The sequence below is a fragment of the Allobosea sp. Root381 genome (genome assembly GCF_001429395.1).
In the GTDB taxonomy this organism is placed as follows: Bacteria; Pseudomonadota; Alphaproteobacteria; order Rhizobiales; family Beijerinckiaceae; genus Allobosea.
Genome location: NZ_LMJT01000016.1, coordinates 16,332 through 40,549 on the forward strand (window position 1 = coordinate 16,332; position 24,218 = coordinate 40,549).

38 protein-coding genes are annotated in these 24,218 nt (G+C 64.3%); 32 read left to right on the forward strand and 6 right to left on the reverse strand.

What is annotated here, in order from left to right:
- Positions 1 to 51 precede the first annotated feature (51 nt).
- On the forward strand, positions 52 to 294 hold the full coding sequence (locus ASE63_RS14680) for a hypothetical protein (protein WP_056802364.1): 243 nt from the start codon (positions 52 to 54) through the stop codon (positions 292 to 294).
- Entirely contained in the window at positions 291 to 578 is a 288-nt protein-coding gene (locus ASE63_RS14685) for a hypothetical protein (RefSeq protein WP_056802366.1), read from the forward strand. Before ASE63_RS14680 ends, ASE63_RS14685 begins: the two co-directional genes overlap by 4 nt.
- An 8-nt stretch (positions 579 to 586) precedes the next feature.
- Here the strand turns inward: ASE63_RS14685 and ASE63_RS14690 are convergent, their stop codons facing one another.
- Both ASE63_RS14690 and ASE63_RS27275 read right to left on the reverse strand, forming a co-directional pair.
- On the reverse strand, positions 587 to 1,516 hold the full coding sequence (locus tag ASE63_RS14690; protein ID WP_156410361.1) for a S24 family peptidase: 930 nt from the start codon (positions 1,514 to 1,516) through the stop codon (positions 587 to 589).
- 137 nt (positions 1,517 to 1,653) lie between these two features.
- A complete protein-coding gene (locus tag ASE63_RS27275; protein ID WP_156410362.1) occupies positions 1,654 to 1,830 on the reverse strand; it encodes a hypothetical protein in 177 nt (58 codons plus the stop codon).
- A gap of 178 nt (positions 1,831 to 2,008) precedes the next feature.
- Between ASE63_RS27275 and ASE63_RS14700 the strand changes: the two genes are divergently transcribed.
- The 25 genes from ASE63_RS14700 to ASE63_RS14820 all read left to right on the forward strand — a co-directional run bounded on the left by ASE63_RS14700 (position 2,009) and on the right by ASE63_RS14820 (position 19,326).
- Positions 2,009 to 2,425, forward strand: a complete 417-nt coding sequence (locus ASE63_RS14700) for a phage regulatory CII family protein (protein WP_348271357.1) — start codon at positions 2,009 to 2,011, stop codon at positions 2,423 to 2,425.
- Positions 2,422 to 3,123: a GapR family DNA-binding domain-containing protein gene (locus ASE63_RS14705; protein ID WP_056802373.1), complete on the forward strand. Its 702-nt coding sequence runs from the start codon at positions 2,422 to 2,424 to the stop codon at positions 3,121 to 3,123. The genes ASE63_RS14700 and ASE63_RS14705 overlap by 4 nt, the downstream gene beginning before the upstream one ends.
- Entirely contained in the window at positions 3,120 to 3,749 is a 630-nt protein-coding gene (locus tag ASE63_RS14710; protein WP_056802375.1) for a GcrA family cell cycle regulator, read from the forward strand. The genes ASE63_RS14705 and ASE63_RS14710 overlap by 4 nt, the downstream gene beginning before the upstream one ends.
- Complete coding sequence (locus tag ASE63_RS14715; RefSeq protein ID WP_056802376.1) at positions 3,746 to 3,988, forward strand: hypothetical protein; 243 nt, start codon at positions 3,746 to 3,748, stop codon at positions 3,986 to 3,988. The genes ASE63_RS14710 and ASE63_RS14715 overlap by 4 nt, the downstream gene beginning before the upstream one ends.
- Complete coding sequence (locus tag ASE63_RS14720) at positions 3,985 to 4,746, forward strand: DNA methyltransferase (protein ID WP_056802378.1); 762 nt, start codon at positions 3,985 to 3,987, stop codon at positions 4,744 to 4,746. Before ASE63_RS14715 ends, ASE63_RS14720 begins: the two co-directional genes overlap by 4 nt.
- 145 nt (positions 4,747 to 4,891) lie before the next feature.
- Positions 4,892 to 5,113 carry a hypothetical protein gene (locus ASE63_RS14725; protein WP_056802380.1) on the forward strand — a complete coding sequence of 74 codons (222 nt, stop codon included), beginning with the start codon at positions 4,892 to 4,894 and terminating at the stop codon, positions 5,111 to 5,113.
- A complete protein-coding gene (locus ASE63_RS14730; protein WP_056802382.1) occupies positions 5,110 to 5,673 on the forward strand; it encodes a helix-turn-helix domain-containing protein in 564 nt (187 codons plus the stop codon). Before ASE63_RS14725 ends, ASE63_RS14730 begins: the two co-directional genes overlap by 4 nt.
- Before the next feature lie 64 nt (positions 5,674 to 5,737).
- Complete coding sequence (locus ASE63_RS14735; protein WP_156410364.1) at positions 5,738 to 6,274, forward strand: hypothetical protein; 537 nt, start codon at positions 5,738 to 5,740, stop codon at positions 6,272 to 6,274.
- Positions 6,275 to 6,324: 50 nt separating this feature from the next.
- Complete coding sequence (locus tag ASE63_RS14740) at positions 6,325 to 7,131, forward strand: hypothetical protein (protein ID WP_156410365.1); 807 nt, start codon at positions 6,325 to 6,327, stop codon at positions 7,129 to 7,131.
- The gene (locus tag ASE63_RS14745; protein ID WP_056802387.1) at positions 7,131 to 7,841 is read left to right on the forward strand and encodes a transcription termination/antitermination NusG family protein; all 711 of its coding nucleotides are present in this window, start codon (positions 7,131 to 7,133) and stop codon (positions 7,839 to 7,841) included. The genes ASE63_RS14740 and ASE63_RS14745 overlap by 1 nt, the downstream gene beginning before the upstream one ends.
- A gap of 414 nt (positions 7,842 to 8,255) precedes the next feature.
- Entirely contained in the window at positions 8,256 to 8,660 is a 405-nt protein-coding gene (locus ASE63_RS14750; protein ID WP_056802389.1) for a hypothetical protein, read from the forward strand.
- Positions 8,647 to 10,041, forward strand: a complete 1,395-nt coding sequence (gene terL, locus ASE63_RS14755; RefSeq protein WP_056802391.1) for a phage terminase large subunit — start codon at positions 8,647 to 8,649, stop codon at positions 10,039 to 10,041. Before ASE63_RS14750 ends, terL begins: the two co-directional genes overlap by 14 nt.
- Before the next feature lie 3 nt (positions 10,042 to 10,044).
- Complete coding sequence (locus ASE63_RS14760; protein ID WP_056802393.1) at positions 10,045 to 11,391, forward strand: phage portal protein; 1,347 nt, start codon at positions 10,045 to 10,047, stop codon at positions 11,389 to 11,391.
- Positions 11,388 to 12,215, forward strand: coding sequence for a phage minor head protein (locus ASE63_RS14765; RefSeq protein ID WP_082609960.1), 828 nt, complete (start codon positions 11,388 to 11,390; stop codon positions 12,213 to 12,215). The genes ASE63_RS14760 and ASE63_RS14765 overlap by 4 nt, the downstream gene beginning before the upstream one ends.
- A gap of 259 nt (positions 12,216 to 12,474) precedes the next feature.
- The gene (locus tag ASE63_RS14770; RefSeq protein WP_056802397.1) at positions 12,475 to 13,578 is read left to right on the forward strand and encodes a DUF2213 domain-containing protein; all 1,104 of its coding nucleotides are present in this window, start codon (positions 12,475 to 12,477) and stop codon (positions 13,576 to 13,578) included.
- A gap of 3 nt (positions 13,579 to 13,581) precedes the next feature.
- A complete protein-coding gene (locus ASE63_RS14775; protein WP_056802399.1) occupies positions 13,582 to 14,058 on the forward strand; it encodes a hypothetical protein in 477 nt (158 codons plus the stop codon).
- Between the two features lie 3 nt (positions 14,059 to 14,061).
- Complete coding sequence (locus ASE63_RS14780; RefSeq protein ID WP_056802402.1) at positions 14,062 to 15,069, forward strand: DUF2184 domain-containing protein; 1,008 nt, start codon at positions 14,062 to 14,064, stop codon at positions 15,067 to 15,069.
- A 59-nt stretch (positions 15,070 to 15,128) separates the two neighbouring features.
- Complete coding sequence (locus ASE63_RS14785) at positions 15,129 to 15,413, forward strand: hypothetical protein (RefSeq protein ID WP_156410366.1); 285 nt, start codon at positions 15,129 to 15,131, stop codon at positions 15,411 to 15,413.
- 16 nt (positions 15,414 to 15,429) lie between these two features.
- Positions 15,430 to 15,639: a hypothetical protein gene (locus ASE63_RS14790; RefSeq protein WP_056802410.1), complete on the forward strand. Its 210-nt coding sequence runs from the start codon at positions 15,430 to 15,432 to the stop codon at positions 15,637 to 15,639.
- On the forward strand, positions 15,639 to 16,034 hold the full coding sequence (locus ASE63_RS14795; RefSeq protein ID WP_056802412.1) for a DUF4054 domain-containing protein: 396 nt from the start codon (positions 15,639 to 15,641) through the stop codon (positions 16,032 to 16,034). The genes ASE63_RS14790 and ASE63_RS14795 overlap by 1 nt, the downstream gene beginning before the upstream one ends.
- A gap of 3 nt (positions 16,035 to 16,037) precedes the next feature.
- Complete coding sequence (locus ASE63_RS14800; protein ID WP_056802415.1) at positions 16,038 to 16,499, forward strand: hypothetical protein; 462 nt, start codon at positions 16,038 to 16,040, stop codon at positions 16,497 to 16,499.
- The gene (locus ASE63_RS14805) at positions 16,496 to 16,900 is read left to right on the forward strand and encodes a hypothetical protein (RefSeq protein ID WP_056802419.1); all 405 of its coding nucleotides are present in this window, start codon (positions 16,496 to 16,498) and stop codon (positions 16,898 to 16,900) included. Before ASE63_RS14800 ends, ASE63_RS14805 begins: the two co-directional genes overlap by 4 nt.
- The gene (locus tag ASE63_RS14810) at positions 16,857 to 17,423 is read left to right on the forward strand and encodes a hypothetical protein (protein WP_056802421.1); all 567 of its coding nucleotides are present in this window, start codon (positions 16,857 to 16,859) and stop codon (positions 17,421 to 17,423) included. Before ASE63_RS14805 ends, ASE63_RS14810 begins: the two co-directional genes overlap by 44 nt.
- 11 nt (positions 17,424 to 17,434) lie before the next feature.
- Positions 17,435 to 18,859, forward strand: a complete 1,425-nt coding sequence (locus tag ASE63_RS14815; protein ID WP_056802425.1) for a DUF3383 family protein — start codon at positions 17,435 to 17,437, stop codon at positions 18,857 to 18,859.
- 14 nt (positions 18,860 to 18,873) lie between these two features.
- Positions 18,874 to 19,326, forward strand: a complete 453-nt coding sequence (locus ASE63_RS14820) for a phage protein (RefSeq protein WP_056802428.1) — start codon at positions 18,874 to 18,876, stop codon at positions 19,324 to 19,326.
- Here ASE63_RS14820 and ASE63_RS14825 read toward each other — a convergent pair.
- The 3 genes from ASE63_RS14825 to ASE63_RS27285 all read right to left on the reverse strand — a co-directional run bounded on the left by ASE63_RS14825 (position 19,323) and on the right by ASE63_RS27285 (position 20,362).
- Entirely contained in the window at positions 19,323 to 19,520 is a 198-nt protein-coding gene (locus ASE63_RS14825) for a hypothetical protein (RefSeq protein WP_162261778.1), read from the reverse strand. The genes ASE63_RS14820 and ASE63_RS14825 overlap by 4 nt on opposite strands.
- Positions 19,513 to 19,767: a hypothetical protein gene (locus tag ASE63_RS27280; protein ID WP_156410367.1), complete on the reverse strand. Its 255-nt coding sequence runs from the start codon at positions 19,765 to 19,767 to the stop codon at positions 19,513 to 19,515. The genes ASE63_RS14825 and ASE63_RS27280 overlap by 8 nt, the downstream gene beginning before the upstream one ends.
- Before the next feature lie 259 nt (positions 19,768 to 20,026).
- On the reverse strand, positions 20,027 to 20,362 hold the full coding sequence (locus tag ASE63_RS27285; protein ID WP_156410368.1) for a hypothetical protein: 336 nt from the start codon (positions 20,360 to 20,362) through the stop codon (positions 20,027 to 20,029).
- A 104-nt stretch (positions 20,363 to 20,466) separates the two neighbouring features.
- Here ASE63_RS27285 and ASE63_RS14830 point away from each other — a divergent pair, with 104 nt between their 5' ends.
- Both ASE63_RS14830 and ASE63_RS27290 read left to right on the forward strand, forming a co-directional pair.
- Positions 20,467 to 20,856, forward strand: coding sequence for a phage tail assembly chaperone (locus ASE63_RS14830; RefSeq protein WP_056802434.1), 390 nt, complete (start codon positions 20,467 to 20,469; stop codon positions 20,854 to 20,856).
- 56 nt (positions 20,857 to 20,912) lie between these two features.
- Positions 20,913 to 21,068 (forward strand): hypothetical protein, encoded by a 156-nt coding sequence (locus tag ASE63_RS27290; protein ID WP_156410369.1) that lies wholly within the window; start codon positions 20,913 to 20,915, stop codon positions 21,066 to 21,068.
- Here the strand turns inward: ASE63_RS27290 and ASE63_RS14835 are convergent.
- The gene (locus ASE63_RS14835) at positions 21,055 to 21,621 is read right to left on the reverse strand and encodes a hypothetical protein (RefSeq protein ID WP_056802437.1); all 567 of its coding nucleotides are present in this window, start codon (positions 21,619 to 21,621) and stop codon (positions 21,055 to 21,057) included. The two genes, ASE63_RS27290 and ASE63_RS14835, sit on opposite strands and share 14 nt — an antisense overlap.
- An 86-nt stretch (positions 21,622 to 21,707) precedes the next feature.
- On the opposite strand from ASE63_RS14835, the gene ASE63_RS14840 reads away from it, so the two are divergent.
- The 3 genes from ASE63_RS14840 to ASE63_RS14850 are packed head-to-tail and all read left to right on the forward strand — an operon-like array spanning position 21,708 to position 24,215.
- Complete coding sequence (locus ASE63_RS14840) at positions 21,708 to 22,064, forward strand: hypothetical protein (protein WP_056802440.1); 357 nt, start codon at positions 21,708 to 21,710, stop codon at positions 22,062 to 22,064.
- A gap of 40 nt (positions 22,065 to 22,104) precedes the next feature.
- Positions 22,105 to 23,712 (forward strand): hypothetical protein, encoded by a 1,608-nt coding sequence (locus ASE63_RS14845; protein WP_056802442.1) that lies wholly within the window; start codon positions 22,105 to 22,107, stop codon positions 23,710 to 23,712.
- A complete protein-coding gene (locus tag ASE63_RS14850) occupies positions 23,709 to 24,215 on the forward strand; it encodes a phage baseplate protein (protein WP_056802445.1) in 507 nt (168 codons plus the stop codon). Before ASE63_RS14845 ends, ASE63_RS14850 begins: the two co-directional genes overlap by 4 nt.
- Positions 24,216 to 24,218: the final 3 nt, after the last annotated feature.

The following is a 24,218-nucleotide window of genomic DNA, read 5'->3' on the forward strand; positions in this document are numbered from 1 at the left end:
TATGTTCTCATTAATGAGTCACGTTGACGCATCCCAGTTGGAGTACCGCCGATGCCGTCTGCCGAAGGAATTGTTGCCCGCTTCCAGCTTCACTACCGCTGCCACAATTGCGAGCGGAACGTATTCAAGACGCTCGATGTCCCGGACGTCGATGATGCGCCCCGCGATATCGACGAGTTATCGGACAGCGCATTCCTCGCACAGCAGCGCTATTGGTGCACGCCGTGCCAGAGCGCCATCGGCACGATCGTCGCTATCAAGCAATTGCCGATCGACGAGGAGATCGCAGCATGAAGCTCTGGCACGACGGCCTTCCGGAGACGACTGAGTACAGCCTCTTCCCGCCGTCGGGGCGGTTGAAGGCATGGATCGAGGACAAAGGGCGGACGGAGGCGCGCTTAGGCGAAGCTCTGCCCGGCCTCTCGTTCTCGGTCGTCGATATGAGCCTCGGAAATCGTCCCGCGATCATTCCGATCCTGGGTGAGGCCGGGGAGGGAGGGCGCGGACTTTATGCCTCGCCGCCCTCGCGGGAACGGCACCAGGAGATCGAGGCTGTGCTGGCTAGATTGGACATCTAGCAGGCGCCTCACATGAAACTGGCGACCAAGCGGCGGACGACGGCGATGATCTCGACTTTCACGCCGTCGTCCGCGCTGTTGTTGCGGACCACGACGATCGGCTTGTGCCTCGAATTCGTCGATCGAGGGTGAAACTCGACGCGGTCCTCGTAGATTTCGAGCTGCTTTACAGACCATTCGCGCTCGAGGCCGCCGTGCCTCGTGCGCTCGACGACCACGATCATTCCATCGCGCAACGGGTAGCGGTCCTGGATGTCCTCGTAGGCCAGCGCCGAAACCTGATCACCATCCATGATCGGCCGCGGCCGCAGCGCGTTCATGCTGTCGCCCTCGACATCGAACGCCAAGTGCCGGGCATCCGGGAACCTCGGGTCAACCGTGTCCTCAATGTAGCGGGGCTCATCCCAGTCTCCGAGATCCTCGACCGCGATGAACTCGCCGGCTTTGACCTTCCCGACGATGCGGGTCTGCGTCGATGGCCGGGGTGTCGATTGCTTCACCGTGCTCGGTTCAAGAGGGGGCGGGCTGACGCCGGCCATGGCTTGAACGACTGCCTCGGGTGATGTGTCCAAGGCGAGCGCGAGCTTGCCGATAGAGCGGCCCTGAACAGTCTTCTTTTTCTCGATGAGAATGTCGTTGACGAAGCTGCGCTCAAGTCCGCCGAGCTTGGCAGCCTCAAACGGGTTGCGGCCGGTCGCGGCGAGGCGCTGGCGGGTGAAATCTAAGAGGTCTGACATGTTGGAAATATCCCACATATCAGCCATGCGCTTCGAGTTGGAATTTTCCTCTTGTGAAGTTGGATTTCTCCAACTATCTTCACAAGCATGGAAACTGAGCTCAAGCGCCATCTGCTGACCCTGGTCGAAGCCTACGCAGGCGCGCTGGGCATCGGCGTCACGACTGTCTGGCGACAGGCAATCAACGATCCAGCCTTTCAAGAGAGGCTCCGGTCGGAGAACACGATCACGCTGCGCACCTACGATCGCGCCGTGGCCTGGTTCGCCGAGAATTGGCCGGAGACGTCGGCTTGGCCCGCCGAGGTGCCTCGTCGGATCGAGAGGGCCGCATGACGCCTTCACTCGACACGGCGTTTTCGCATTTTGCGGCGGTTCGGCCGGCGGCGCTCGTCGATCGAGCCTTCCTCGCCGAACATATCCCGCTGAGCTTCGACAGGGCGAACGGTGTTGTCGTTCACCGCCACCCTGTCGGTTCTCGGCTTCGCCAGCAGCGCCAGAAGCTGCCGGCCGTTCATTCCCAAACCCGAAACCACTGCACGCGACCTCCGCAACTCCACTGTGCATGAGCAGTCGCGCCTTCGACGCCTTCCCGCGACGGGACAGTTTTCGGCCTGATCCCCTGATTTCGAGGCTCCAATGCAACGAGACGAATGGTTCTTCCGGATCAAGACGGCGACGCGAGCGCTGGTGAAGATGATCGGCACTCATGAGGATGCCGGCGCCATCGCGGGCGTGTCCAAGACGCAGATGCATCGTTGGGCTCATCCTCAGGACAGCGACCTCATCACGCTGACCGCCGCGATGAAGCTCGAGGCCGAGTGCGGCATGCCGTGCGTGTCCGAGGTCATGGCGGCTCAGAGTGGGTTCCGCCTCGTGAGCGCCGAGGGCAAGGCCCCTCCCAACTGCATGGTCACGGCCTTCGCCGGTATCGCGGACGAGTTCGGCGAGGTGTCCGGCCGCGTCGCGGACGCAATCCAGGATGGCTTGGTTTCCCCGAACGAGCACACCGCGATCAACGATGCGCTGCACAAGCTGGCCGAGGCCGTTCGCGTAGCCAAGGGCACGAGCGCATCGCTCCGCGCTGTTGATGAGATGCGGAGGGCGTCATGAGCGACGGCCTCCTCGCGCAGACAATGCAGCGCATCATGTCGGTCCTCGACGAGATCGACGAGCGCAAGGCGGACATCAAGGAAATCTACGCCGAGGCGAAGTCGCATGGCTTCGACAAGGCCGCGATGGGCGTCGCCATCCGCGAGATCCGTGGTCGCGACAAAGCCCAGACACCGGCGGCCGAGGAGCGTGCCAGCATCGTCGAGCTCTACGTCTCGGCTTTCGACAAATCCCCTCGCACGTACGTGCATGTGCCCGCACGCGAGGCGGCCCCCCGTCAGAGCCCATCCGAGGGAGAAGTCGGAAGCGCCGTGAGATCCGGCGCACCAGTTCCTGAGATAGCCACCCCGGATAGTTTCCCCGCAGTCCAGAGCGAAGGAGCGGGCGGTGAAAGGCCGCAAGAAGGATCGGCTGAGCGCGAGGCCGGGGTTGGCTCGGAAGACTTGCCCTCGCAAGCCGATCATTTCGTCACGCCAGCCGGTGAGGGGGAGGGAGCCCGTTTCCCCGTCGATCCCTCGCCGGCGGCGGACGATCGCCCTGTCATCAAGGGGCTGGCTGCCGCGAACGCCATCGCGGCGCGCGCCTCGGTCCAGACGGACCAGCCCAAGCGCGAACTCAGCGGAGAGATGCCGGAAATCCCGGCCTTCCTCCGCCGGCCGCGCACTGATGCAGCCCTGTCGTTCGGAGAGCAGGCATGAGGCCTATCGTTGCGACGCGCGACACGGCCGGGCGCCTGACCTTCGAGCCGGCAGTGCCCAGGCCGGCGTTCAAGTGGACCGATACGCTTGACGCACGGCTCCGCATCCTCGCCCCTGATTATACGGCGGCGTCGATCGGCATCATGATAGGCGTCAGCCGGAACGCGGTGATCGGCCGGTGCCGCCGGAAGGGCATTGAACTCGGCAAAGGTGCGCCTGCGCCGGTGCGCAGGTCCCCGGTTTCTCCCAAATCCCCGGCACCGGCGCTGCCGACGTCCCCGGCCCCTGTGTTCGGCGTGCAGAAGTTCCACGCCTTCGGCGGCGAGTCCGATCGGACGAAGGTCGAGGCGATATCCAGGCAGCGCCTTACCCTGCAGGAGTACGCCGCTGCCAAGCCGACCCCAGCATGGCAGCCGAAGCGGGTCGGGTTCTTCGACATCCGCAACGGCCTCTGCCGCTGGCCGCTCTGGTCGAGCACGACCCCGTTCTCCGAGAAGTTCTTCTGCGGCCTGCCGACCGATGGCGGCGTCTACTGCGCGCACTGCAGCGAGCGCGGCACCTCCCCGAAGGCAACGGCATGGCTCGACAATCGCCTCGGCATCAGCAAGGCGAGGGCCGCGGCATGAGCTTCCCCGCCCGTCGCCAAGCCAAGGCCACGCTGCCCTATCTCGCCTACGAGAGCCGGCACAGTATGGCCAACCCGCCGCTGCTGGCCGTGCTCGACCGCGACACCGAAGACCGCGCCCTCATCATGTTCCGCGACGAGCTGCGGGACACGAAGGAAATCGCTTGGCGCCTTGAAGCGACAGAGGCCGCCGTCGCCAACGGCATTGCGAATGCTCGCGAGCGGGCGAGGGCGCGATGAACCGCGTCGAGCACCTTTCCGAAGACGTGACACTGTACCTGGGGGATTGTCTCGACATCCTGCCCGGTTTGTCGGCCGACCACGTCATTAGCGACCCGCCTTATGAAGACGAACTGCACGCTGCTGTCGGCAAGATCAATCGTATCCGGAATGACGGGCAACGCACCGTTGATGTCCTCGGCTTTGAGGGCGTCAACGCTGATCGCTCTGACATCGCTGCAGCATGCGTCGAGGCCTCGTCGGGATGGGTGATCCTATTCACGCTTGCGGAAGGCGTCCGTGCTTGGCGCGACGACCTGCAGGCCGCCAAAGCCAAATGGGACACCACGTGCTTTTGGGTGAAGCCGGACTCGTCGCCTCGCTTCAATGGGCAAGGCCCAGCGCGAGCCGCTGAATGCTTTGTGACGTGCTGGGCTGGAACTGGCTACCGCCGGTGGAACGGCGGTGGCAAGCGCGGCCTCTACACCCATTGCGTCAACACAGGGCGTCAGGGCGAGCACCCGACCGAGAAGCCCGTCCCGCTCATGGTGGAGATCGTGGGGGACTTTACCCAGCCCGGAGAAGCCATCTGCGACCCGTTCATGGGCTCGGGCACTACGGGCGTTGCTTGCGTTCGGCTGGGCCGCTCCTTCGTCGGCATTGAGCAAGATCCGAAGTGGTTCGACCTGTCGTGCCGTCGCATCGCTGACGAGTTGCGTAGGCCTCGTCTCCAGCTAGAGCCCGTCGCCAAGCCCGTTCAGGAGGCCATGCAGCTATGACGCGCACGGGCCTCTTCCAGTTTGTCCGTCATCATGCCGTGCCTGAGTTCCATCAGCGCGGCTGGATGGTCGTTGACGACCTCGGCGCCCGGCACGGCCTCTGGTCTGTGCTTATGTGGCACTGCGAATGCGGGAGCGTCGCGCCATGAGCCGCCCCGCCGCCAAGCCTGCCGACACCCGCGACCCGATCATCGGCCGCCGCATCCGGGTCCTCCGCGGCCCCTGCGCCGGCAAGGAGGGCAGGGCGGTCAACGCCTATCGCCAGCGCGTCGCCACTCCCGACCGCATCATGATCGAGCTCGACGGCTTCCTCCCTGGCTGGGGGATCAAGAGCCTCCTCACCGACGACATTGAGATTCTGCCATGACGAAAGCCGGCAAGCTCTGGACCAACCGTGACGTCGAAAAGCTTGAGGCCATGGCCGGCAAGCATCCCAACCGTGCCATAGCGGCTGCGCTCGGCCGCTCGCCGAAGGCTGTCCAGCGCAAAGCGATTGAGCTCGACATCAGGCTGCGCATGCCACCGCGGGCGCGAGCCCCGCTGATCGAGGTAGACGAGGCCGCCGCCCGTCGCCGATTCGAGCAATGCCCGGGCTACATGCGCCGGATCATCGAGAGCGTGTCGTTCAAGACGACCGTCCCGGTGGAAGCCATCTTGAGCCAGAGCCGCCGCCAGGATCGCATGCTCGCCCGGCGCATCATGATCTGGACCGTCGCCCGCGACACCAATTTCGCGATGTTCCGGATCGGCAAGCTTCTAGGCCTCGACCACACGACCATTCTCCACGCCATCCGCCGCCAGAACGACGCCACCGGCGAGAACGTGCGCGGCGTCGGTGGTGTCCGCCCTGAGACGAAGGAAGCGCAGGTTCGGTTCCTCGCGAAGCGGGCTGCGTCCGGGCGGTTTCAGGCGGAGGCGCTGACGTGAGCCGCATCGTCGCCGAGCAGACACTCGGGCAAGATCTAGCAGCCTGGCCGTTTGGGAAAGACGAATGACACGAGACCCATATGAACTGCTCGCATCTCGCGCGGCTTCACACGCTGCAAGCCACGTCGAGTTCATGCGCTCAACAGCAAAGGGGGATACCCCCATTGAGCAGCTTTTGTTCACTGCGCTGAGAGCAGTGATCGCCTATGGCGGCGTAAGCGTAAAAGAGGCCTATTTCGCTCACGATGAAGGGCATCTAGGACGCCTGAAATCTGAGGCAGATTATAAGGAGGATTCGATCTTCCTTCGAACTCAGGTGCAGCTTGTGGGATGGCGCGTCGATTTTCTCTTAGATGCTCCGGTTCTCAACTCGGCAGGCGACATCGATCACTGGCGTCAACTCGTCATCGAGTGCGATGGGCATGATTTTCACGAGCGGACAAAGGAACAGGCCGCCAAGGACCGCTCTCGCGATCGGGCCGCTAGCCTCGCTAAAATGACGGTATTCCGCTTCACCGGCGCCGAGCTGTGGCGCGACCCTTGGTCTTGCGCCAAGCAGGTCTGTGATTGGGCGACCAAGGTTAGGTGGGGGCATATCTGATGGCGCGCATCCGATCTATCCACCCTGGCCTATTCACTGACGAAGCCTTCATGACCGCGAGCGCCCATGCGCGCCTGCTGATCATAGGCATCTGGACAGAGGCTTGGGATGACGGGGTCTTCGAATGGAAGCCCCTCACGCTCAAGGCTCGGATATTCCCCGTCGACGCTGTGAACGTCGCCGATCTTCTGGCTGAGCTGGCTGGCCTTGGCTTCGTTCAGCAGTTCGACGCCGGAAAGCCTTACGGAGCTATCCGGAACTTCCAGAAGTATCAGCGCCCCAAAAAGCCCAACAGTTCCGGCGCACTCCCGGACTCACTGCGCGAATACGTCGGGTCGGTTCCGAACCAGTCCGGAACCGATGGGGAAAATCCTCCGCAGATGGAGGATGGAGGAGGAAGGGAAGGGGGAAAAGGAAACGAAGATACCGGCAAGCCGGCATCTTCTTCCGCCGGCCTGCCCGAAATCGATTTGGAAGAGGCAGAGCGCCGCTGCACCGAGGCTGCTGGCTCCGACCGTCTCGGCGACTTCGCCCCGATCCGGGAGATCATCCTCAGCGGCGGCATCGATCTGGACGAGGTGCTGGTCGCCATCCGGGCCCGTCCAGCCGCCAAAGGCGCCGTCAGCTCATGGAAGTTCTACGGCAAGGTTCTGCGGGACAAGATCGCCGAGCGCACCACGGCAACCCCGTCGTTCGGCCCGCCCAAGGTCTTCATCGCCAGGGATAGTCCCGAGTGGGATGACCGCTGCCGGGCTGCGAAGCACTCGCCGAGCCTCACCACCCAGCACGCCGAGACCAGGGCCGAGGGCTGGTACTTCCCGACGCCTCAGCCCCCATCGATCGAGAAAGCAGCCTAATGGCCCGAAAAAAGAAGCGCCCCCGGCCGATCCCTGAGATCGAGATCATCGAGACGCTGCAGCCGGCGCCGTCGGATCTCGACTTCGGCACGGCGGAGAAGCCCAAGCTCTGGTATCTCGTCTGGACGACGCCGCGGGGGGAGGCAAAGGCGGCCGATGGGCTGGCGGAGGCCGGGTGTCAGGTGTTTTGGCCGCATTTCGAGCGGGTCATTCGCCGCAAGAACAAGCCCGAGATCAAGAACCTGATCTCGACGTTCCCGCGCTACCTTTTCGCGTCAGGTCTGCCGAGGCTCGCGCAGCGGCTGACTGTCGTCGGCCCCGATGGAAAGACTGGCATCACGATCGACGGCCGGCCGATCGAGGACATCCGCGAGATTGATGGAATCGTCGCTGTTGTCCGGAACAGCCAGGGGTGGTGCAGCGTGCCCCGGGCTATCATCGAGATGGTCGCGGCTTATCAGGGCACAGTCGCGCATCCGGTCCCGCCGGCCGTTCCGGTCAGGAGGCTCGATGCCGAACCGGGCGACCGCGTCGTCGTTATCGATGGTCCGTTCGCCAGTTTCCAGGCGACGGTGGCCGATGTGCTCGGGCTGGAAGTTGTCCGCGTGCTTGTCGATCTCTTCGGGCGCCAGACCCCCGTCGATCTTGATCCGAGACAGATTGAGGTACGGGAGCGCGCGAAAGGTGTTGACGACCGTTTCGCCGCCTGACATAGAGAGATTCATGGTTTGTTCGGTAGTGTGATCGCCATCCCTTCGGCTCGATCTCACGAACCCCGCGCCGCCCCCTCGGGCGGGACCATGCGAAGCTTTGTCCAGCGACTGCGGATGTACCAGCGCATAGGACGACAGGAGCCCGGCCGAGAGGTCGGGCTTTTCGTTGTCAGCGTTGCGTTGGTTTGCTCAGGAGCCCCGCTTCGATCGCGAGCTCGATATCGATTTCTGCAATGTCTGCACTGGTCAGTCTCAGATCGCGTCTCAATCTTCGCTGGGTGATGAAGTCGATCGGCAGGGTCGGTCGGCGCAGCTGTTCAGGCGCCGGCTGCTTTCGGCTTTCTTGTGTAAACATCCGCTGGGTACATCTGCAGCGGGCACTTGGATGCATCGGCATCGTCCGAGGTTTTGATGGGACGCCCCTCTGATTTCAGTAGCGACGCCGAGGCCACGATCCTCGACATCATTCGCGACGGTGGGACGCTCGACAAAGCGGCCGAAGCCGCGAAAGTGAGTGCGCGCACGATCCTCCGCTGGCTCGACGCCGATGAGGAGTTTCGTCGCAAGTACACGCAGGCGCGCGAGGATCAGGGCGATTGGTTCGCCGACAAGATCGCCGACCTTGCGACCGATGACACGAAAGAGCCGGCCGACATCACTGCGCGCGTCAATGCGCTGAAATGGCTTGCCGGCAAGCGGAAGCCCAAGGTCTACGGCGACAAGATCGTAGCTGAGCACACTGGCAAGGATGGAAAGGATCTCCCGGCTCCGACGCCGGTGACGATCTTCCAGCTTCCCGACAATGGCAGAGGCTGAGAAGGGGCAGGGCGCCCCGACGATCATCAGGCCGCAGCCTGGCCCGCAGACGACGTTCCTTTCGTCGCCAGCCGACATCGCCATCTATGGCGGCGCGGCGGGTGGCGGGAAGACTTGGGCGCTCCTGATGGAGCCACTTCGGCACGTCAACAACCCCGCATTCGGTGCGGTGTTCTTCCGGCGCAACCTGACGCAGGTCAGGAACGAAGGCGGCCTCTGGGACGAAAGCGAGAAGCTCTATCCTCACCTCAGCGCGGCGCCCCGATCGGCGCCTGATCTGAGTTGGACATTTCCTTCGGGAGCGGGGGTGGCGTTCGCCCACCTCGAGCACGACAAGACGATCTACAACTGGCAAGGATCGCAGATCCCGCTGATCTGCTTCGACGAGCTGACGCATTTCAGCGCCAAGCAGTTCTGGTACATGCTCAGCCGCAACCGCTCGATGTGCGGTGTCCGGCCCTATGTGCGGGCGACCTGCAACCCCGACGCGGATAGCTGGGTCGCCGAGTTCATATCGTGGTGGATCGATCCCGAGACCGGGTTCGCAATCGCGGAGCGAGCCGGCGTCCTGCGCTGGTTCATCCGCATCGGCGATGCGATCATCTGGGCAGACAGCCCTGATGAACTGGCACACCACACGAACCCGCTGACCGGCGAGCCTATCCCGCCGAAGTCGGTGACGTTCATCCCCGCCAAGCTGAGCGACAACGCTCTGCTGATGGCGGCGGACCCTGGCTACCTCGCCAACCTCATGGCGCAGCCGACAGTCGAGCGCGAACGCCTCCTCGGCGGTAACTGGAAGATCCGGCCCGCGGCGGGCCTGCTGTTCCAGCGCGGGTGGTGCGAGGTCGTCGACGCACTGCCGGCGCGCATCGTTCGGTGGATGCGGGGTTGGGACCTGGCAGGAACGCCGAAAATCGAGGGCAACGACCCCGACGCCACCGCTGGGGTCAAGATCGGCCTTCTGACGGACGGCCGCTACATCGTCGCGGACCGTGTCGCGGATCATCTTTCCCCGGCAGGCGTCGAGACCCTGATCAAGAACACGGCCTCGGCCGACGGTCGCGAGGTTCATATCTCGCTGCCGCAGGACCCAGGCCAGGCCGGCAAGTCGCAGGTCCAGAATCTGGTCAAGCTGCTCAGTGGCTATGCCGCACGGGCGACGCCGGAATCGGGCGATAAGGAGACGCGGTTCAGACCCTTCTCCGCGCAAGCGGAGGCCGGCAACGTCCTAGTGCTCCGCGGGCCGTGGAATGAGCAATGGTTCTCCGCGCTGGAGGGCTTCCCTGAATCGGCACACGACGACGATGCCGACGCCACGAGCCGAGCCTTCAACGCGTTACTCGACAGGTCGCGCTTCACCCTCGCCAACGTGAGTTGATGCATGACCCTGACGTCAGACACTTTGATGAACCTGACGTCTGGCCTGGGGACCATCAGGGACAAATCGACCGGCGGCATGTTCGTGCTGCCGCTGCTCGACAAGGGGCAGGTCGACAACGCCTACCGGGGCGACTGGATCGCGCGGAAGATCGTCGACGTCCCGGCGTTCGACGAGACGCGTGAATGGCGCGACTGGCAGGCTGATAAGCCACAGATCGAGAAGATCGAGGCGGAGGAGGCGAGGCTTTCCGTTCAGCGGAAGGTGATGCAGGCCCGCAAGCTGGCGCGGCTCTACGGCGGCGCGGTGCTGTTCATCGGCACTGGCGATCGTGACCCGATGGCCGAGATCCGGCCAGACGGCATCAAGGCGGGCGGGCTGAAATACCTGCACGTCTTCAGCCGCCACGAGATGATCGCCGGCGAGCTCGACCAGGACCCGCTCTCGCCATTCTATGGGGAGCCGATCAAATACACGCTGGCCGGCCGGCAGGACATGGTCGACATCCACCCGTCGAGGGTGGTGCGCTTTGTAGGTGCCGAGATCCCCGATCGCGCCGTGGCCTACGATAGCTGGGGCGATACGGTGCTGCAGGCGGTCTATGACGCGGTCATGCAGGCCGGCAGCGCCGCCGCGGCCATCGCCGCCATGCTGCAAGAGGCCAAGGTCGATATCGTCCGCGTTCCCGAGTTCATGGAGAGCTTGGCCACCGAGGAATATCGCAGCAGGCTGCTGCAGCGTTTCTCGCTGGCGAACACTGGAAAGTCGATCACCAACACCCTCCTTCTCGACAAAGAGGAGGAATGGTCGTCGAAGCAGATCAGCTTCGCCACGCTGCCGGATGTGCTCAACACCTACCTGCAGATCGCCTCGGGCGCTGCGGACATCCCAGCCACGCGTTTGCTAGGCCAGACGCCCGGCGGGCTTCAGTCCACGGGGCAGAGCGACATTCGGAACTACTACGACCGGATCAGCGCAGGGCAGAACCTCGAGCTCCGGCCGGCACTCTCACGCCTCGACGAGATCTTGATCCGCTCGGCCCTCGGCTCCAAGCCCGACGCGGTCCACTACACCTGGGCCCCGCTCTGGCAGATGACCGAGGTTGAGAAAGCCGAGGTCGCGCAGAAGAAGGCCAAGGCGGTGAAGGACATCGCCGACACCGGGCTCATCCCGGATCAGGCCTTCGCCCGCGGCGTCCAGAACATGTTCGTCGAGGATGGGACGTTCCCCGGACTCGACGCCGCGCTCGAGGAATTCGGCGACGAGCCGGGTGAAAACGACGCCGAGGCAAAGGCAGAGGCCGCGCGCCTCAACGCCGAGCTGGAGCGCCAGCAGGCGGCCGAGGAATGAACATCCAAGCATGGATGCGCGAGGCTCGGACGACGAAGCGCAAGCGGGTGGTGCTGAGGCCGATCCCGGCAACGGTGGCATTCGAGGCGGCGCTTCTGGCCCCAACCAATCGGCTGCTGCGTCGCATGGCCGAGCAGGTCGCACAGGACGTCCTGCCGGCGGCCATCTCGGCCAAGGCCCAGATGATGCGCGACGACCTGAACTGGTTCGAGCGCGCCATGCGGGCGCTGCGGGATTTTGCAGACGGCTTCGTCGATGGCCTGCGCTCGGAATGGCGCGACGCTTTCGGCTCGGAGGAAGAGCGCAACCGTCGGCGGTTCAATGAGGCGGTCCGGTCGGCGATCGGAATCGACCTCGGCGCGGTCATCCAGGCCGAGGGCATCGGGAACACGATCGACGCGGCGGTGCTGCGCAACGTCTCGCTGGTCCGTGGGCTTTCTCAGGATGTCGCGCGCCGGCTCTCCGCCAAGCTGCTCGGTGCTCTGACCCGCGGCCTCAACAACCGCGAGATCGAGCGGATCATCTCGTCCGAGTTCGGCATTGCCCGCCGGCGCGCCAAGCTCATCGCCCGCGATCAGGCCGCCAGCTTCAACGGCGACATGAACCGCATTCGTCAGCAGGCGATGGGCGTCACCGAATACGTCTGGTCGACGTCGCTCGACGAGCGCGTCCGCGGCAATCCCGAGGGCAGGTATCCGAACGCCCGGCCATCCCATTGGGATCGCGAGGGCAAGACGTTCAAATGGTCGAGCCCGCCGCAAGACGGGCATCCCGGCCAGCCGATCAACTGCCGCTGCACTGCGCGCGCGGTCATCGTGTTCTAGCCGTCAAGCCAAGGCGGTTCGCCCGGGCCATAGATATAGTCATTGGCGATATAAAACTGGCCGGATTTCTTTGGGCCATAAATATGGTCGTTTCTTATATAGTATTGCCCGCTGTTCTTAGGTCCGTATATGTAAGTATTTCTGACATAGTACTGGCCCGATTGTTTCGGCCCATAAATATATCCGTTTTTTATATAGTACGTTCCACTCATGATCGCCTCCCCAGGGCTGATCCTAGAACGACCAATCCGGGATTGCCATGCTCTTCACTGACAAGATTGCCTTGGACGGCACGCGCCGTACCGGGGACGGCTACCTCGTGGCTGACGCCAAGGTCGCCCGCACCGGCATCCAGATTTACCACGGCCGCGAGGTCGGGAAGCCCGAGATGGATCAGGTCCGGGTCTTCCGGCCAGAGGCCGAGGTCTTCAGCGACAAGGCGCTCGCGTCGTTCGCGCATCGGCCCGTCACCAACGATCACCCGGCCGAGGCCGTCGGCGCCCGCAACTGGAGGCAGCACAGCGTCGGCATGACCGGCGGCGACATCGCCCGCGACGGCGAATTCGTCCGCGTGCCGATGACGGTCATGGATCAGGCGGCGATCGACGCGGTCGAGGCTGGCAAGCGCGAGCTCTCCATGGGCTATGCCTGCGACCTCGACTTCACCGCTGGCACCACACCCGCCGGCGAGGCCTACGACGCCATCCAGAAGAACATCCGAGGCAACCACCTCGCAATCGTTGCAGCCGGCCGAGCCGGTCCGCAATGCCGCATCGGCGACAGCTGGGCGGCCATCCCACCTCCAATGGAGACGCCCATGAAGACCCTCATGGTCGACGGCATCACCGTCGAGATGTCCGATACGGCCGTGCAGGTCGTCGGAAAGGTACTGCAGCAACTCAACGACGCGAAAGCGACCGTCGACGCGCAGGACAAGAAGATCACCGACCTCACCACTGCGGTTTCGACCAAGGACGGCGAGATTGCCGTGCTCAAGAAGCAGGTCGAGGACGGCAAGATGACGCCGCAGCAGATCGACGCTGCGGTCGTGGCCCGATCGGCCGTCATCGCCGATGCCAAGGCCATCACCGGTGCCGAAGTCACCGCAGACGGAAAGACCGATTCCGACATCCGCCGCGCCGCGGTCGATGCCAAGCTCGGCGATGCCGCCAAGGGGATGGACGACGCGGCCATCGCCGGCGCGTTCAAGGCCCTGCGAGCTTCGGTCGGCGATGCCGATACCGACCCGGTCCGTCGCCTGTCTATCGACGGCCTGAAGCAGGTCGGCGACGCGCGCCAGCAGGCCAACGACGCCTTTTCCAAGAGCGTCACCGACCTCAACGCCTGGCGGAAGGAGGGCTGACCGATGCCCATGACTTTCAAGCAGAACATCGACGCCTACGCCGTTGGCCGCCGCGCCAACATGGAGGAGTGGACCACCATCACGCGGACGAAGGAGGGCTCCGGCACTCTGGCGTTCGGCGTCCCGGTCATGCCAGGCACCGGTGCTCACACCTGCATCGTCCTCGACGCCACGAACGGCCGCAACGTGTTCGGGATCACCGAGGCCGTCGCCGTTCTCCCGCGTCCGGGCGACACCTACGCGCAGTACGACAACGTCGCCATCTGCGAATCCGGCGTCATCGGCGTGCTTCTCGGCGCCAACGTCACCAGGGGAGCTCAGGCTCGTTTCAACACGGCGAACGGCACCTGGACCGGCGCGGCTCAGTCCGCATCCGTCGTCACCATCCCCGGCGCGCAGTTCGACGAGGATGGCTCCAATGGGGCAGTCGGAATCGTCCGCTACCGCCGTCCCGTTCCCTCTGTCTCGGTTTCGGGGTGATCCATGCACAATCTCATCGGTCATAACGGCGGGCCGCTGCTCAATGACGCGCAGGCCTTGGCCTTCGTTCAGGGCCAGGCCTACAAGGTCAACCAGACGGTCTATGAGGCCCGTTTCCCGGACTGGGACTACGCTCGCCTCGTGTTCGTCGACACCAGCGGCCCCGCGTGGTCGCCGGGCGTCCTGACCTATACGTCGGATCTCACGGGCAAGGCCAACTGGCAGTCCGGCGCCGCGAAGGACATCCCGCTCGCTGACGTGTCCCAGGACATGCAGCTCAGCACGTTCCATCTCGCCGCCATCGGCTACCAGTACAATATCGAGGAGGTGAACGCGGCCATTCAGGTCGGCGCTTCTCTCCCGAGCCGCCGCGCTCGCGCTGCGAAGCTCGCCTATACCAAGTTCATGTGGGACCTGACGATTGCCGGGTCCACCGAAAAGGGGAAGGCCGGCCTCATCAACAACGCGGGCATCACCGCCGCGGCGGCAGCCGCCGACGGCACAGGCTCGGCGCGCCACTGGATGGCGAACGATGGCACCGTCACGAAGACGGCCCAACAGATCATGCGCGACATCAACCAGGCTCTGACCGGGACGAATGTTTCGACGAACACGGTCGAGTGGGCAGATACGGTCCTGCTGCCGGTCGAAGCGTTCAACCTGATCTCCTCGACGCCGTTCAACTCGCTCGGCGCCGACACGATCCTGTCCTGGCTGCTCCGGACCAACAACTACACGCTGACGACGGGGCGCCCGCTCACCATCCGTGCGATGCCTCAGCTTCGCACGGCTTCGACCCAGACCGTCGTCGGCGGCGGCCGTCTGGTCGCCTACAAAAACGACCAGAACTACGTGAAGCTCAACCTCCCGATGCCTCACCAGTTCTTGCCGGTCTACCAGGACGGTCCGCTCAACTGGCAGGTGCCCGGCATCTTCCGGACCGGCGGTCTCGATTTCCAGACCCTGGCGACCTTCTACTACCTCGACGGCATCCTGCCGGCGCCGGCGTGATCGCCTGAACTTGGCCGCTCGGGATAGCCCGGGCGGCCGCTCCAATAAGCCGAGGTCACATGGCGTATCACCTGAAGAACCTCTCGCATTTCCCTCTGGATGTACCGTCGCTCAATGGGCCGATGATCCTGCCGGCCTACGGCGAGATCACAGCTGACCTGAGCGCCTACGAAGCCGAGGTCATGCGGCACTCGCAGATGGTCGAAATCTCGGACGCCGACGAGGCTGAGCCGGATATCGACGATCTCCGCAAGCAATACGCCGATCTCGTCGGCGAGCAGCCCGACAAACGCTGGGGCGCCCCGCGTCTCCAATCCGAGATCGACAAGGCGCTGGCCGCCTGAACGAAGGACAGAGCCAATGCCCAAGGCCCCGCTCTACACCGTCTCCAATCCGGCCAAGGAGCCGCGTTTCGCTGAGATCGGCATCCGCAAGGAGCCGATCGACGCGGGCCTCTCCAAGGAGCTCGCAATCAGCGCCGAGACCGCGGCCGACTTGGCTGGTCAGGGCTTCAAGGTGACCGGGCCCGACGGCAAGGCCGTCTCCGGGCGGAAGGCCAAGGCCGACTGATGCCCTACGTCATCCCGACGCTCAGCCAGTTTCGGACGAAGTTCCCGACCTTCGCGGGCGTCGGCGACGACACGATCAACGCGGCGATCCAGGAGGCTTCGGCTTCGGTCGATCGCTCTTGGATCGAGGCCGACTATCAGCCGGCCATCCTCTATCTCGCTGCGCATATCCTGACGGTCGATGGCGCTCTTTACGGGGACATCGGCTCGATCGGCGGCGTGATCGGCGCCGGACTGGTCAGCGAGGCCAAGGTTGGCGACGTCCAGGTGAAGCTGGGCAGCGCTGGCGGCGGGGCAGGTGGAGGCGGCTCGTCCTCCGGCTACGCGTCGACGCCCTACGGCCGCCGCTACATGGAACTGCTTCGCCGGAACCAGCCCGCTATCGCATTGGTGTGATCCATGGTCGCCATCAGGACGAAGGTCACGCTCCGTCGTCGCGGCAACCTGGCCAACCACATCGCGAAGATCGAGAAGGGCGTCGCGGGACCGACGGCGGTCAAGGTCGGTTTCCCGGCTGGGAAAGCTGACGCGGACGTCGTCTCGATCGCGATATGGAACCATTTCGGCACCTCGCGCGGCATTCCGGCGCGTCCCTTCATTACCATCGCCATGTTCAAGAACCGCCGGGAATATCGGGCGGCGCTGCGAAAGATTGCCAAGGCGACGGTCGAGAACGGCACGCCTCTGGTCGCGCAACTGCCCAAACTCGGCGCGCTCGGTGCTGGCAAGATCCAGGACCAGATTGCGGCCAACACGCCGCCGCCCAACGCGGCTTCGACCGTTCTGCGGAAGGGCTCATCCCGAACGCTGATCGATACCGGCCGCATGCGCCAGAGCGTGACGTGGGAGGTCGACAAGTGAGCCTGTTCGCTCTGGCTGGTCTGGCCGTCGACATCGCGGCCACGCCTCACACGCTGCGCACCTGGCCTGCCGGGTCTTATGTCGAAGGCAAATGGACACAGGGCGATGGGGTCGAGGCGCCAATCCGCGCCATCATGCAGGCGCCGTCTGCCCGCGACCTCGAAAGCCTGCCGGAAGGCGAGCGCACCGAGGGGCTGGTGACGGTCTGGTCGCGCACACCGCTCAATTCCGCCGACGAGGACGATCGCACCCGCGCCGACGAGGTCATGAACGCGCGCGGCGAGGCCTATCGCGTCGTGAAGGCTCAGGACCGGGCCGAGGGCGGCTTTTACCGCGCGATTGCGAGGCTCATCACCCATGATCGAGGACGAAGCGTACCGGAGCCTGTGGAGCTACCTTAAGCGGGTCGACGACAATGCTTCGCTGATCGACCCGAGCCGGACGAAACTCGTCGAGATCATCTGGGATAACCAGGGCGCGCCGCGGCCGAAAGGCCCATACGCCATGATCCAGTTCCTCACCGATCGCGATACCGGCGAGATCGATGGGGAGTGCTACGAAGAGCGGGACATCGACGGTGAGGGCCGCATCGTCCTCTCCAAACACCGCGGCGTCGAGCTGCTGTTTCGGATTCACGTCTATGCGCCGCGCCCGGTCGTCTTCGCCGGGCTGCTGGCGGCCGGGCTGCGCTCCGGCGAGGCCTCGGTCTGGATGGCGCCATTCGTCGTCCGTGAGGTCGGCGAGGCCACTCGCGAGCCCGAGATGATCCAGCAGACGCCAGAGGGCCGGGCGCAGTTCGACGTCACCCTCGGCGCCATCGCCACCGACCAATTGCTCGTCGACGTCATTGAGACGGGCGCCGTCACCTTCGAAGGGCAGGGCGGCACGACCGTCACCCGATCGCTCACCTACCTGAAACCCTGAGGAGCCCGCATATGGCGCGCTTGCCCTATTCCCGCGTCGTCGACGTCACGTTGACGCGCCAGGATCGCTTCGCCGTTGCGACCGGCTTCTCAGTCGCGCTGATCGTGCAGCCGGAGGTGATCGCCGGCATCCTGGACGCGGATCACCGGACGAAGCTCTATTCGACGCTGCTCGAGGTGGCCGCAGACTTCGACGAGGCAGATGCGGCCTACAAGGCGGCCGCCGCCATGTTCGCGCAGAACCCGCGCCCCCGGCAGATCAAACTGGGGTACCGCAATGCGGCCAACTCGATCACGAGCGAGCTCAACGCGATCTACGCCGCGGACTCGGACTTCTACTGGCTCGGCTTCACCGCCGAGATCCGCGACACGATCAGTCAGCAGCTCGCCGCCGACTGGGCCGAGACGAAGCCGGTTCTCGCTGGCCTGGATTCGAATGACATCAGCACCGAGAGCCCGGCGGCCGAGCCGGACAAGACCTCGACGGTCACGATCAGCATCGCGTCGCCCGGCGTCGTCACCTGGAACGCCCATGGCCTGCAGAACGGTGATCAGGTCGTTCTCACCACCTCGGGCGCGCTGCCGACCGGCATGACGGCCGGCACGACCTACTACGTCGTCAACCAGGCGACGAACACCTTCCAGCTCGCGACGACGCCCGGCGGCTCGGCCGTGACCACAACCGGCACGCAGAGTGGCACCCACACCGCCACCTCGCCGCAGTTCGGCGGCTCGATCGCCGAATACATCAAGAGCAAGGGCTATGACCGGTCGTTCGTGTTCTACCACACGGATGCGACGCTCTATGGCGCCCTGGCGATGTTGGCCTACGCGTCGACGCGCGATCTCGACCGCGGCAACCTGCTCGCAGCGCAGCGCGGCGACATCAATTCCGGCAATGCCTATACGGTCAAGTTCAAGAAGCTCGCCGGCATCACGCCGCTGAACAAGAGCTCGGCCGTCGTTCAGGCGATCACGGGCTTCGTGCCGGGCCTCGGGCTGAACCCCGCGCAGGGGCACTTCGCCAACACCTATGTCGACATCGGCGGCCTGCCGATGGTCGTCGAGGGATCGGTCGGCTCGGCTGCCTTCATCGACGAGATCCACGCTTCGGACTGGATCGTCGCGCGCATGCAGGAGGCCCTGCTCTCCACGCTCGCGAACAACGCGCGGGTGCCCTACACGAACCCCGGCGTCGGCATGCTGACCAACACGGTCGACGGCGTGATGCGCCGGGCGGTTGCCGCCGGCGTCGTTGCCGCGGACTTCGCCGACGACGCGACCGAGATCGTCCCCGAGTACACGATCAGCGTCGACAGGGTCGAGAACATCCCGGCCTCGCAGCGGCGCAACCGCATCGCCCCCGACATCAAGGTCGATTTCCGTTACGCCGGCGCGATCCACTACGCCTCGGCCTCGATCACGCTTCGGTTCTGAAGGGAGCCTGACACATGGCCGTGAATTGCGCCCCGCTGACGCTGTACAGCTTCGACAACGTTGTCGTCACGATCGACGGCCGAGAGGTGATCGGCGTATGGGAGGGCGACGATGCCGTCCTCGTCGAGCGCCCGACTGACCTCGGTTCGGCGCTCACCGGCGCCGACGGCGCCTCTGTCGTCTCGATCACTGCGGACCAGTCCGCGACCGTCACGCTGAAGCTGCAGCCCAACTCGGCGATGAACGCCTATCTCGAGCAGGCCGTGAAGCGGATGCGGATGGGTTCGCAGCGCCTGCTGAACATTGCGATCCGCGATACCTCCACGGGCGAGGGCGGCGGCTGCTCGGCCGCGGTCGTCATCCGCGAGCCCTCCAAGTCCTGGGGAGCCGCGGCAACCGAGCGCGAGTGGCAGATCTTCTGCAACTGCTGGCAGGAGAACGACATCTCCTACAATCCGGCGGCCTAGCCCTTCGGCTTGAGCATCGCCATCAGGTCGCTAGGCTCCGGGATCGGAACAGGGCTCATCGCCATCATCGTCTGCGGCGCGATCCCGGCTTTCAGTGCCAGCGCCTGCAGGATCACCGTCTGGATGATCACCATCTCCCTGAGCTGCGAGACTTCCATCTGAAGGCGATCGAGGCGTTCGGTCGTGTCATCCATCATCGCGCAGCACCCGTTCTACGACTAGGTTTGCGCTATCAATCGCCGGAGCTAGCACCTCAAGATAGCGGTGAGCATTTTCATCAGCGATCTCGCTGTTCTTCAGTCGTTTCAGGACAGCGGCGCGGATGCCCTCGACTGCCTCTCGCCCGCCTGGCTGTCTAAGCAAAACGCGAAGCGCCTCTTCGGCGACCATCTCCGGGCCGAGCGCGGCGCTCACAAGCCGCTGGATATCTGGGTTGCTCATCCGTCTCTCCGTGGATGCCCCATCGAAGCTGATCCGGCCGGCGCCGGCAACGGGATATTTGAGGCTCTCGTCCCATGGCCTGCTCATCCTGTGCCGCCGCGCGCCAGGCGCTGATCGCCGCTGCCGGCAAGGCGGCTCGAGGCCAGATCAAAGCTGCAGCCTCATCCGTCCGTGAAGCCATCGACCACGCGCGCGAAAGCGATCGCATCCGCGCAATCACGCGACGCTGAGGGCCGACGGGCGCGAGGAAATGCTGCTGTTATCGAAAAGCGCCTTTTGACCCGTATTGCTTACAAGAAATCGCCATCCGTTTAAATTCGCTCTCAGCTTCTGCAATACTGTGTTGATACCCGCCGTCGGCAAAACGCCGCTTCAGATCGTCGCCATCTTTCACGCACATTCTCTCTTGCCACATCCGTCGCAGCTCGGCGTCAAGGTCTTTGTTACCAGGCCAGGACTGCCCGCATCGCTTGCCAACTACGACTGCAAGGGCGGCCTTTGACAAGGATTCAGTGGAATGTTGAACGCATTCCGCGCTTAGCGGCGACAACTGCATCGCCAAGGAGACGATGATGAGAGTCAACGTGGTGCGCATCGCGTCCCTCGCAAGCACCCGAGCTCTTCAGTCGGGTAAATACAACTGCGCCGTTCCATCGAGAATTACAATCAATCGAACGCTGTTGCGACGTGGGGACTTTCATGGCTGAGAAGAAGATCAACGGTCGGACAGTGCGCTATGACCGGCTGCCCGGAGACCAGGCGCTCGACCTGATGCTCCGCCTGCTGCAGCTCCTCGGAGAGGGCGACACCCTCTTGGAATCGGTGCTCACGGCGGATGAAGGCGAAAGCGACAAGCTCGCGATCGTGGGTCTCCTCAAGTTCGCGAAGAACATGAACGTGCCCGAGGTGAAGGGCTTCATCCTGGAGATGGTCGGGTACTGCCGCATCGACGGAGCGCCGGCGATGGCGGGCGTCATGGACCTCGCCGAAATCCTGCAGACCGCGCGCTTCGCCATCCAGACGGAGTTCGGCAGTTTTTTCGCCGACGGCGCGGGCTCGGTCCTCCTGAAGGCGGCCCGGGCGGCGTAAGCCTCTCTGCCTCCCAGGTCCGCGCCGTCGCGCCGAACCTCGACAAGCGGGCGTGGTTGCTGCGCCCCGTGATGGCCGATCCACCCCTCTGCTCACTGGGCGAGATCAAGACGATCCTGACCATCGACGATATCGCCGACCTGCATGAGGTGCTCGACCTGAAGGAACACATGGCGGCGAAGGCGATTGAGCAGGCCGCTAGAAATCGATAACGGCCCTGTTACCGCAAAGGCAGATTTCGGCCGTGCAGCCGGGCAAAGGGAGATCGGGAGCTACGGCAGCCCAAGACTTTCCGACGAACGCGCGCGACTGCCCGCAGCCGGTTTCGCTGTCACGGATGAACTCAACGATCTGCCTGGGCCCCATCGTTTGAACCATCCGGTTGAGATCGCGCCGGTTCGAAATCGACGCTATGCTGTGTCTCACGAGCTTGCGCTCTGCCCCCTGCGGATCTTTTTGTGCCTCGGGCGCCAGGCAGAGGAAGAATTCCGCCGACAACTTCAGCCTCCGATCAAGATTGAAGGATCCTAGGTCGTCCGGGGTCATGAAGGGCTCATGATTCGAGGGTCTGGATCGGACTTCAAGGGGGTTGGGCCCTAGCAGCCGGACCATGTCGGCCTCGCGAGCGGGAGCGGCCACACGAGCAACTCGAACAGCGTGAAAAAGCATCATCTGAACGCCGCGTCCGGTCAGCGGGTAAGGCCAAAGGGCAGAGCCCGTCTCGTTACGGGCTTTGGCGAAGAGCCGTCTGATGAAGCTGAGCATGGCCGAATCTCATGGGACACCGGCTCAGAATATCCCCTTTCCGAATCCGGCGGGTCAAAGCATCCTGCCGCAAAAGGGAGGTGGAGATGCGAACGGTGATCATTACTGCGGCGGTTGTGGTCGCAGGCGTTGCCTCGGCGCAGGACGGAAAAAACGCCGCGATCAAGGCCGTGGCTGATGTCACGGCGGCCGCGCCCTATTGCGGCTTCGAGGTTAATCGGGACGCTATCGAGAAGTACCTGACGGAGCGCGGTGTTTCACGGTCTAGGCCAGCCGATGCCGAAGCACTGGAGCGCGCCTTCTATCAGGCAGGCTCAGGGTGGCGCGTCACCGGCTCGGTCTATGGCAAAGGCAAGCCGCAGTTCGATGCGCCATGCCAACAAGCAGAGAGCGCCTTCGGTCCTCAGGGTACGATCCGCTCTGGCCTCATCAGATTGAAATAGCGTCGCCGCCACGCGCGGCAGAATTGCTGCGCGAGGTGAGATGATCCTAGACGAGCTGATCTCCAAACTCGGCTTTGAGGTCGACGGCATCCAAAAGCTCCGCGCGGCGCGGAAGGAATGGGACAAGACCCTCAAGGCGTCGGCCAAGGGCAACAAGACCCTCATCGCCACGAGCCGTAGCACGGCTGTCGCCGCAACGGGCGCCTCTCGCCTCGGCACTGCTCTGCGCACGATCTTGGGCGTCTTTGCCCGCCTCCTCACCGTAGCTGCCGGCGTTGCCGCCGGTGTTGCTGCGGTCGGGACCGCCTTCGTCATCGCGGGTGTCCGCGCGGCGCGGGCGCGCCGGGCATTCGTCCTGACGGCAAAGGAGATGGGCACGACCGGCCAGAACATGGAGACGCTGGGCAATATCCTCCGCGTCGCTGGCTTCGGTGATGGATTCGAAGCCGAGGCCAAGAAGGTTGTCGGGGCGATCGACGAGATCGCCAAGACCGTTCGCAAGGGCGGCGACGATGCTGCCGAGGCCAAAAAGAAATTCCAGGGTTTCGGAATCAACGACTCGTTCAACGTCGATCCGAAGACCGGCAAGAGCCGAGACACCGCCGCGATCGCGCTCGATGTCTTCCAGGCATACAAGCGCGCGACCGAGCAGGCAGCCAATCTTCGCAAGGAAGCCGATGCGATCGGCAACAAGGCGCCCCGCAAAGCCGCGGCGCTGCGCAAGAAGGCGATCGAGCAGGACCGCAAGACCGATCAGCTCGCCGAGGACGCAGGCATCGGCGGTCGGCTTCGCGTGCTCCTCGACAGTATCGCTTTAAAGGATCTGCCAGAGCTCGTTCGAAAGGCGGCCAGCCTTTTCCCCACCACGTCCAACAAGTCGGAAGGTGACCGCGACAACGTCGCTCGCCAGGCAGAAGATGCGGCTCTGAAGGCGAGCGCCCTCTTGGAAGGTACTGCCGACCGCCTCACCGAGATCGGTGTCGCGCTGGCGACCCACGTGCTCCCGCCGCTGAACGCCTTCCTCGACAAGCTGGTGTCGTTCGGCAAGGCGACCGGCTTGATCGCGGAGACGGGCCCCGAGCGGGACGCGCGCCAAGAGAGTGAGCGCGAAGCAAGGAGGGCCGAATCGTTCAGCACTCCGCGCACCCAAGGCGAGGCCGAGAAGGCTGCCGAGCTCTCGCAGAAGCGTTTTGAGGACAGCATCGAAGCTGCCGCGGAGAGGGCTCGACAGCGTCGACGTCAGAGCCGCGAGGGCGAGACCGGCAGCGCGCCGGCCGCACCAGATCGGCAAAGCCGCCTCACCGACGGCTACCGGCTGTCTCAGAACGCTGAGGATCGCCGCCGCACCTCCGAGCCGGCCAGGTCCGCATCTAGCCCCACCGCGGCGCCATCCTCCGAAGGCTGGCTGCAGTATTTCCGCCGGATGCTCTCGCCGGAGGCCAACGCCTCGAAGCTTCAGAAGACCGCCGAGCAGAAGACCGTGAACCAGTCCGACTTCGGCAACGACCAGCGGAGCATCACGAACAACGTGACCGTGAACGGCGCGCCGCAGGAGGGTCTTGCTTCGGCTGTCGCTGGCGCGGTCAATCAGGCCGTCTCGCGGATCAAGGCATCGAACGCAAGCACAGCAGGAGCCGGGGCGCCGTGAGCTGCATCCTCATCTCTCGCTCGATCGGCGGCGTCTTTGTGGATGTGGTGGTATCGGAGACGCACGAGTCCGAGATCGAAATCCCGAAGCATCCCGTCGAGAAAGGTGTGAAGATCAGCGATCACGCGTGGCGCCTGCCTCGCAAGGTGACGCTGGAGTCCGTCGTCGATGGTCCGCGCGCCGTTGCTGCTTATCAGCAACTGCTAGACCTGCAGGAACGGCTTGAGCCATTCACGCTGGTGACCGGCCTTCGCGTCTACAACGATATGATGCTGATCCGGATCACGCCGGAGCGGGACCGCGAACACAGTCGCGTTCTGAAGTTCGAGGCCGAGCTCGAGGAAGTCCGGATCGTCAGCACGGAGACGAGCGCGGGCGGCGGTTCAAGCCAGAGCGACAAGGCCCAAGGCACCACCAAGCGCGGCCAGGTCGCCGCGCGGCCGGCCGAGAGCATCCCTAGCCGCACCGACAAGATTCTGAGCGGCGCAATCGCGGTCGACTGAGCC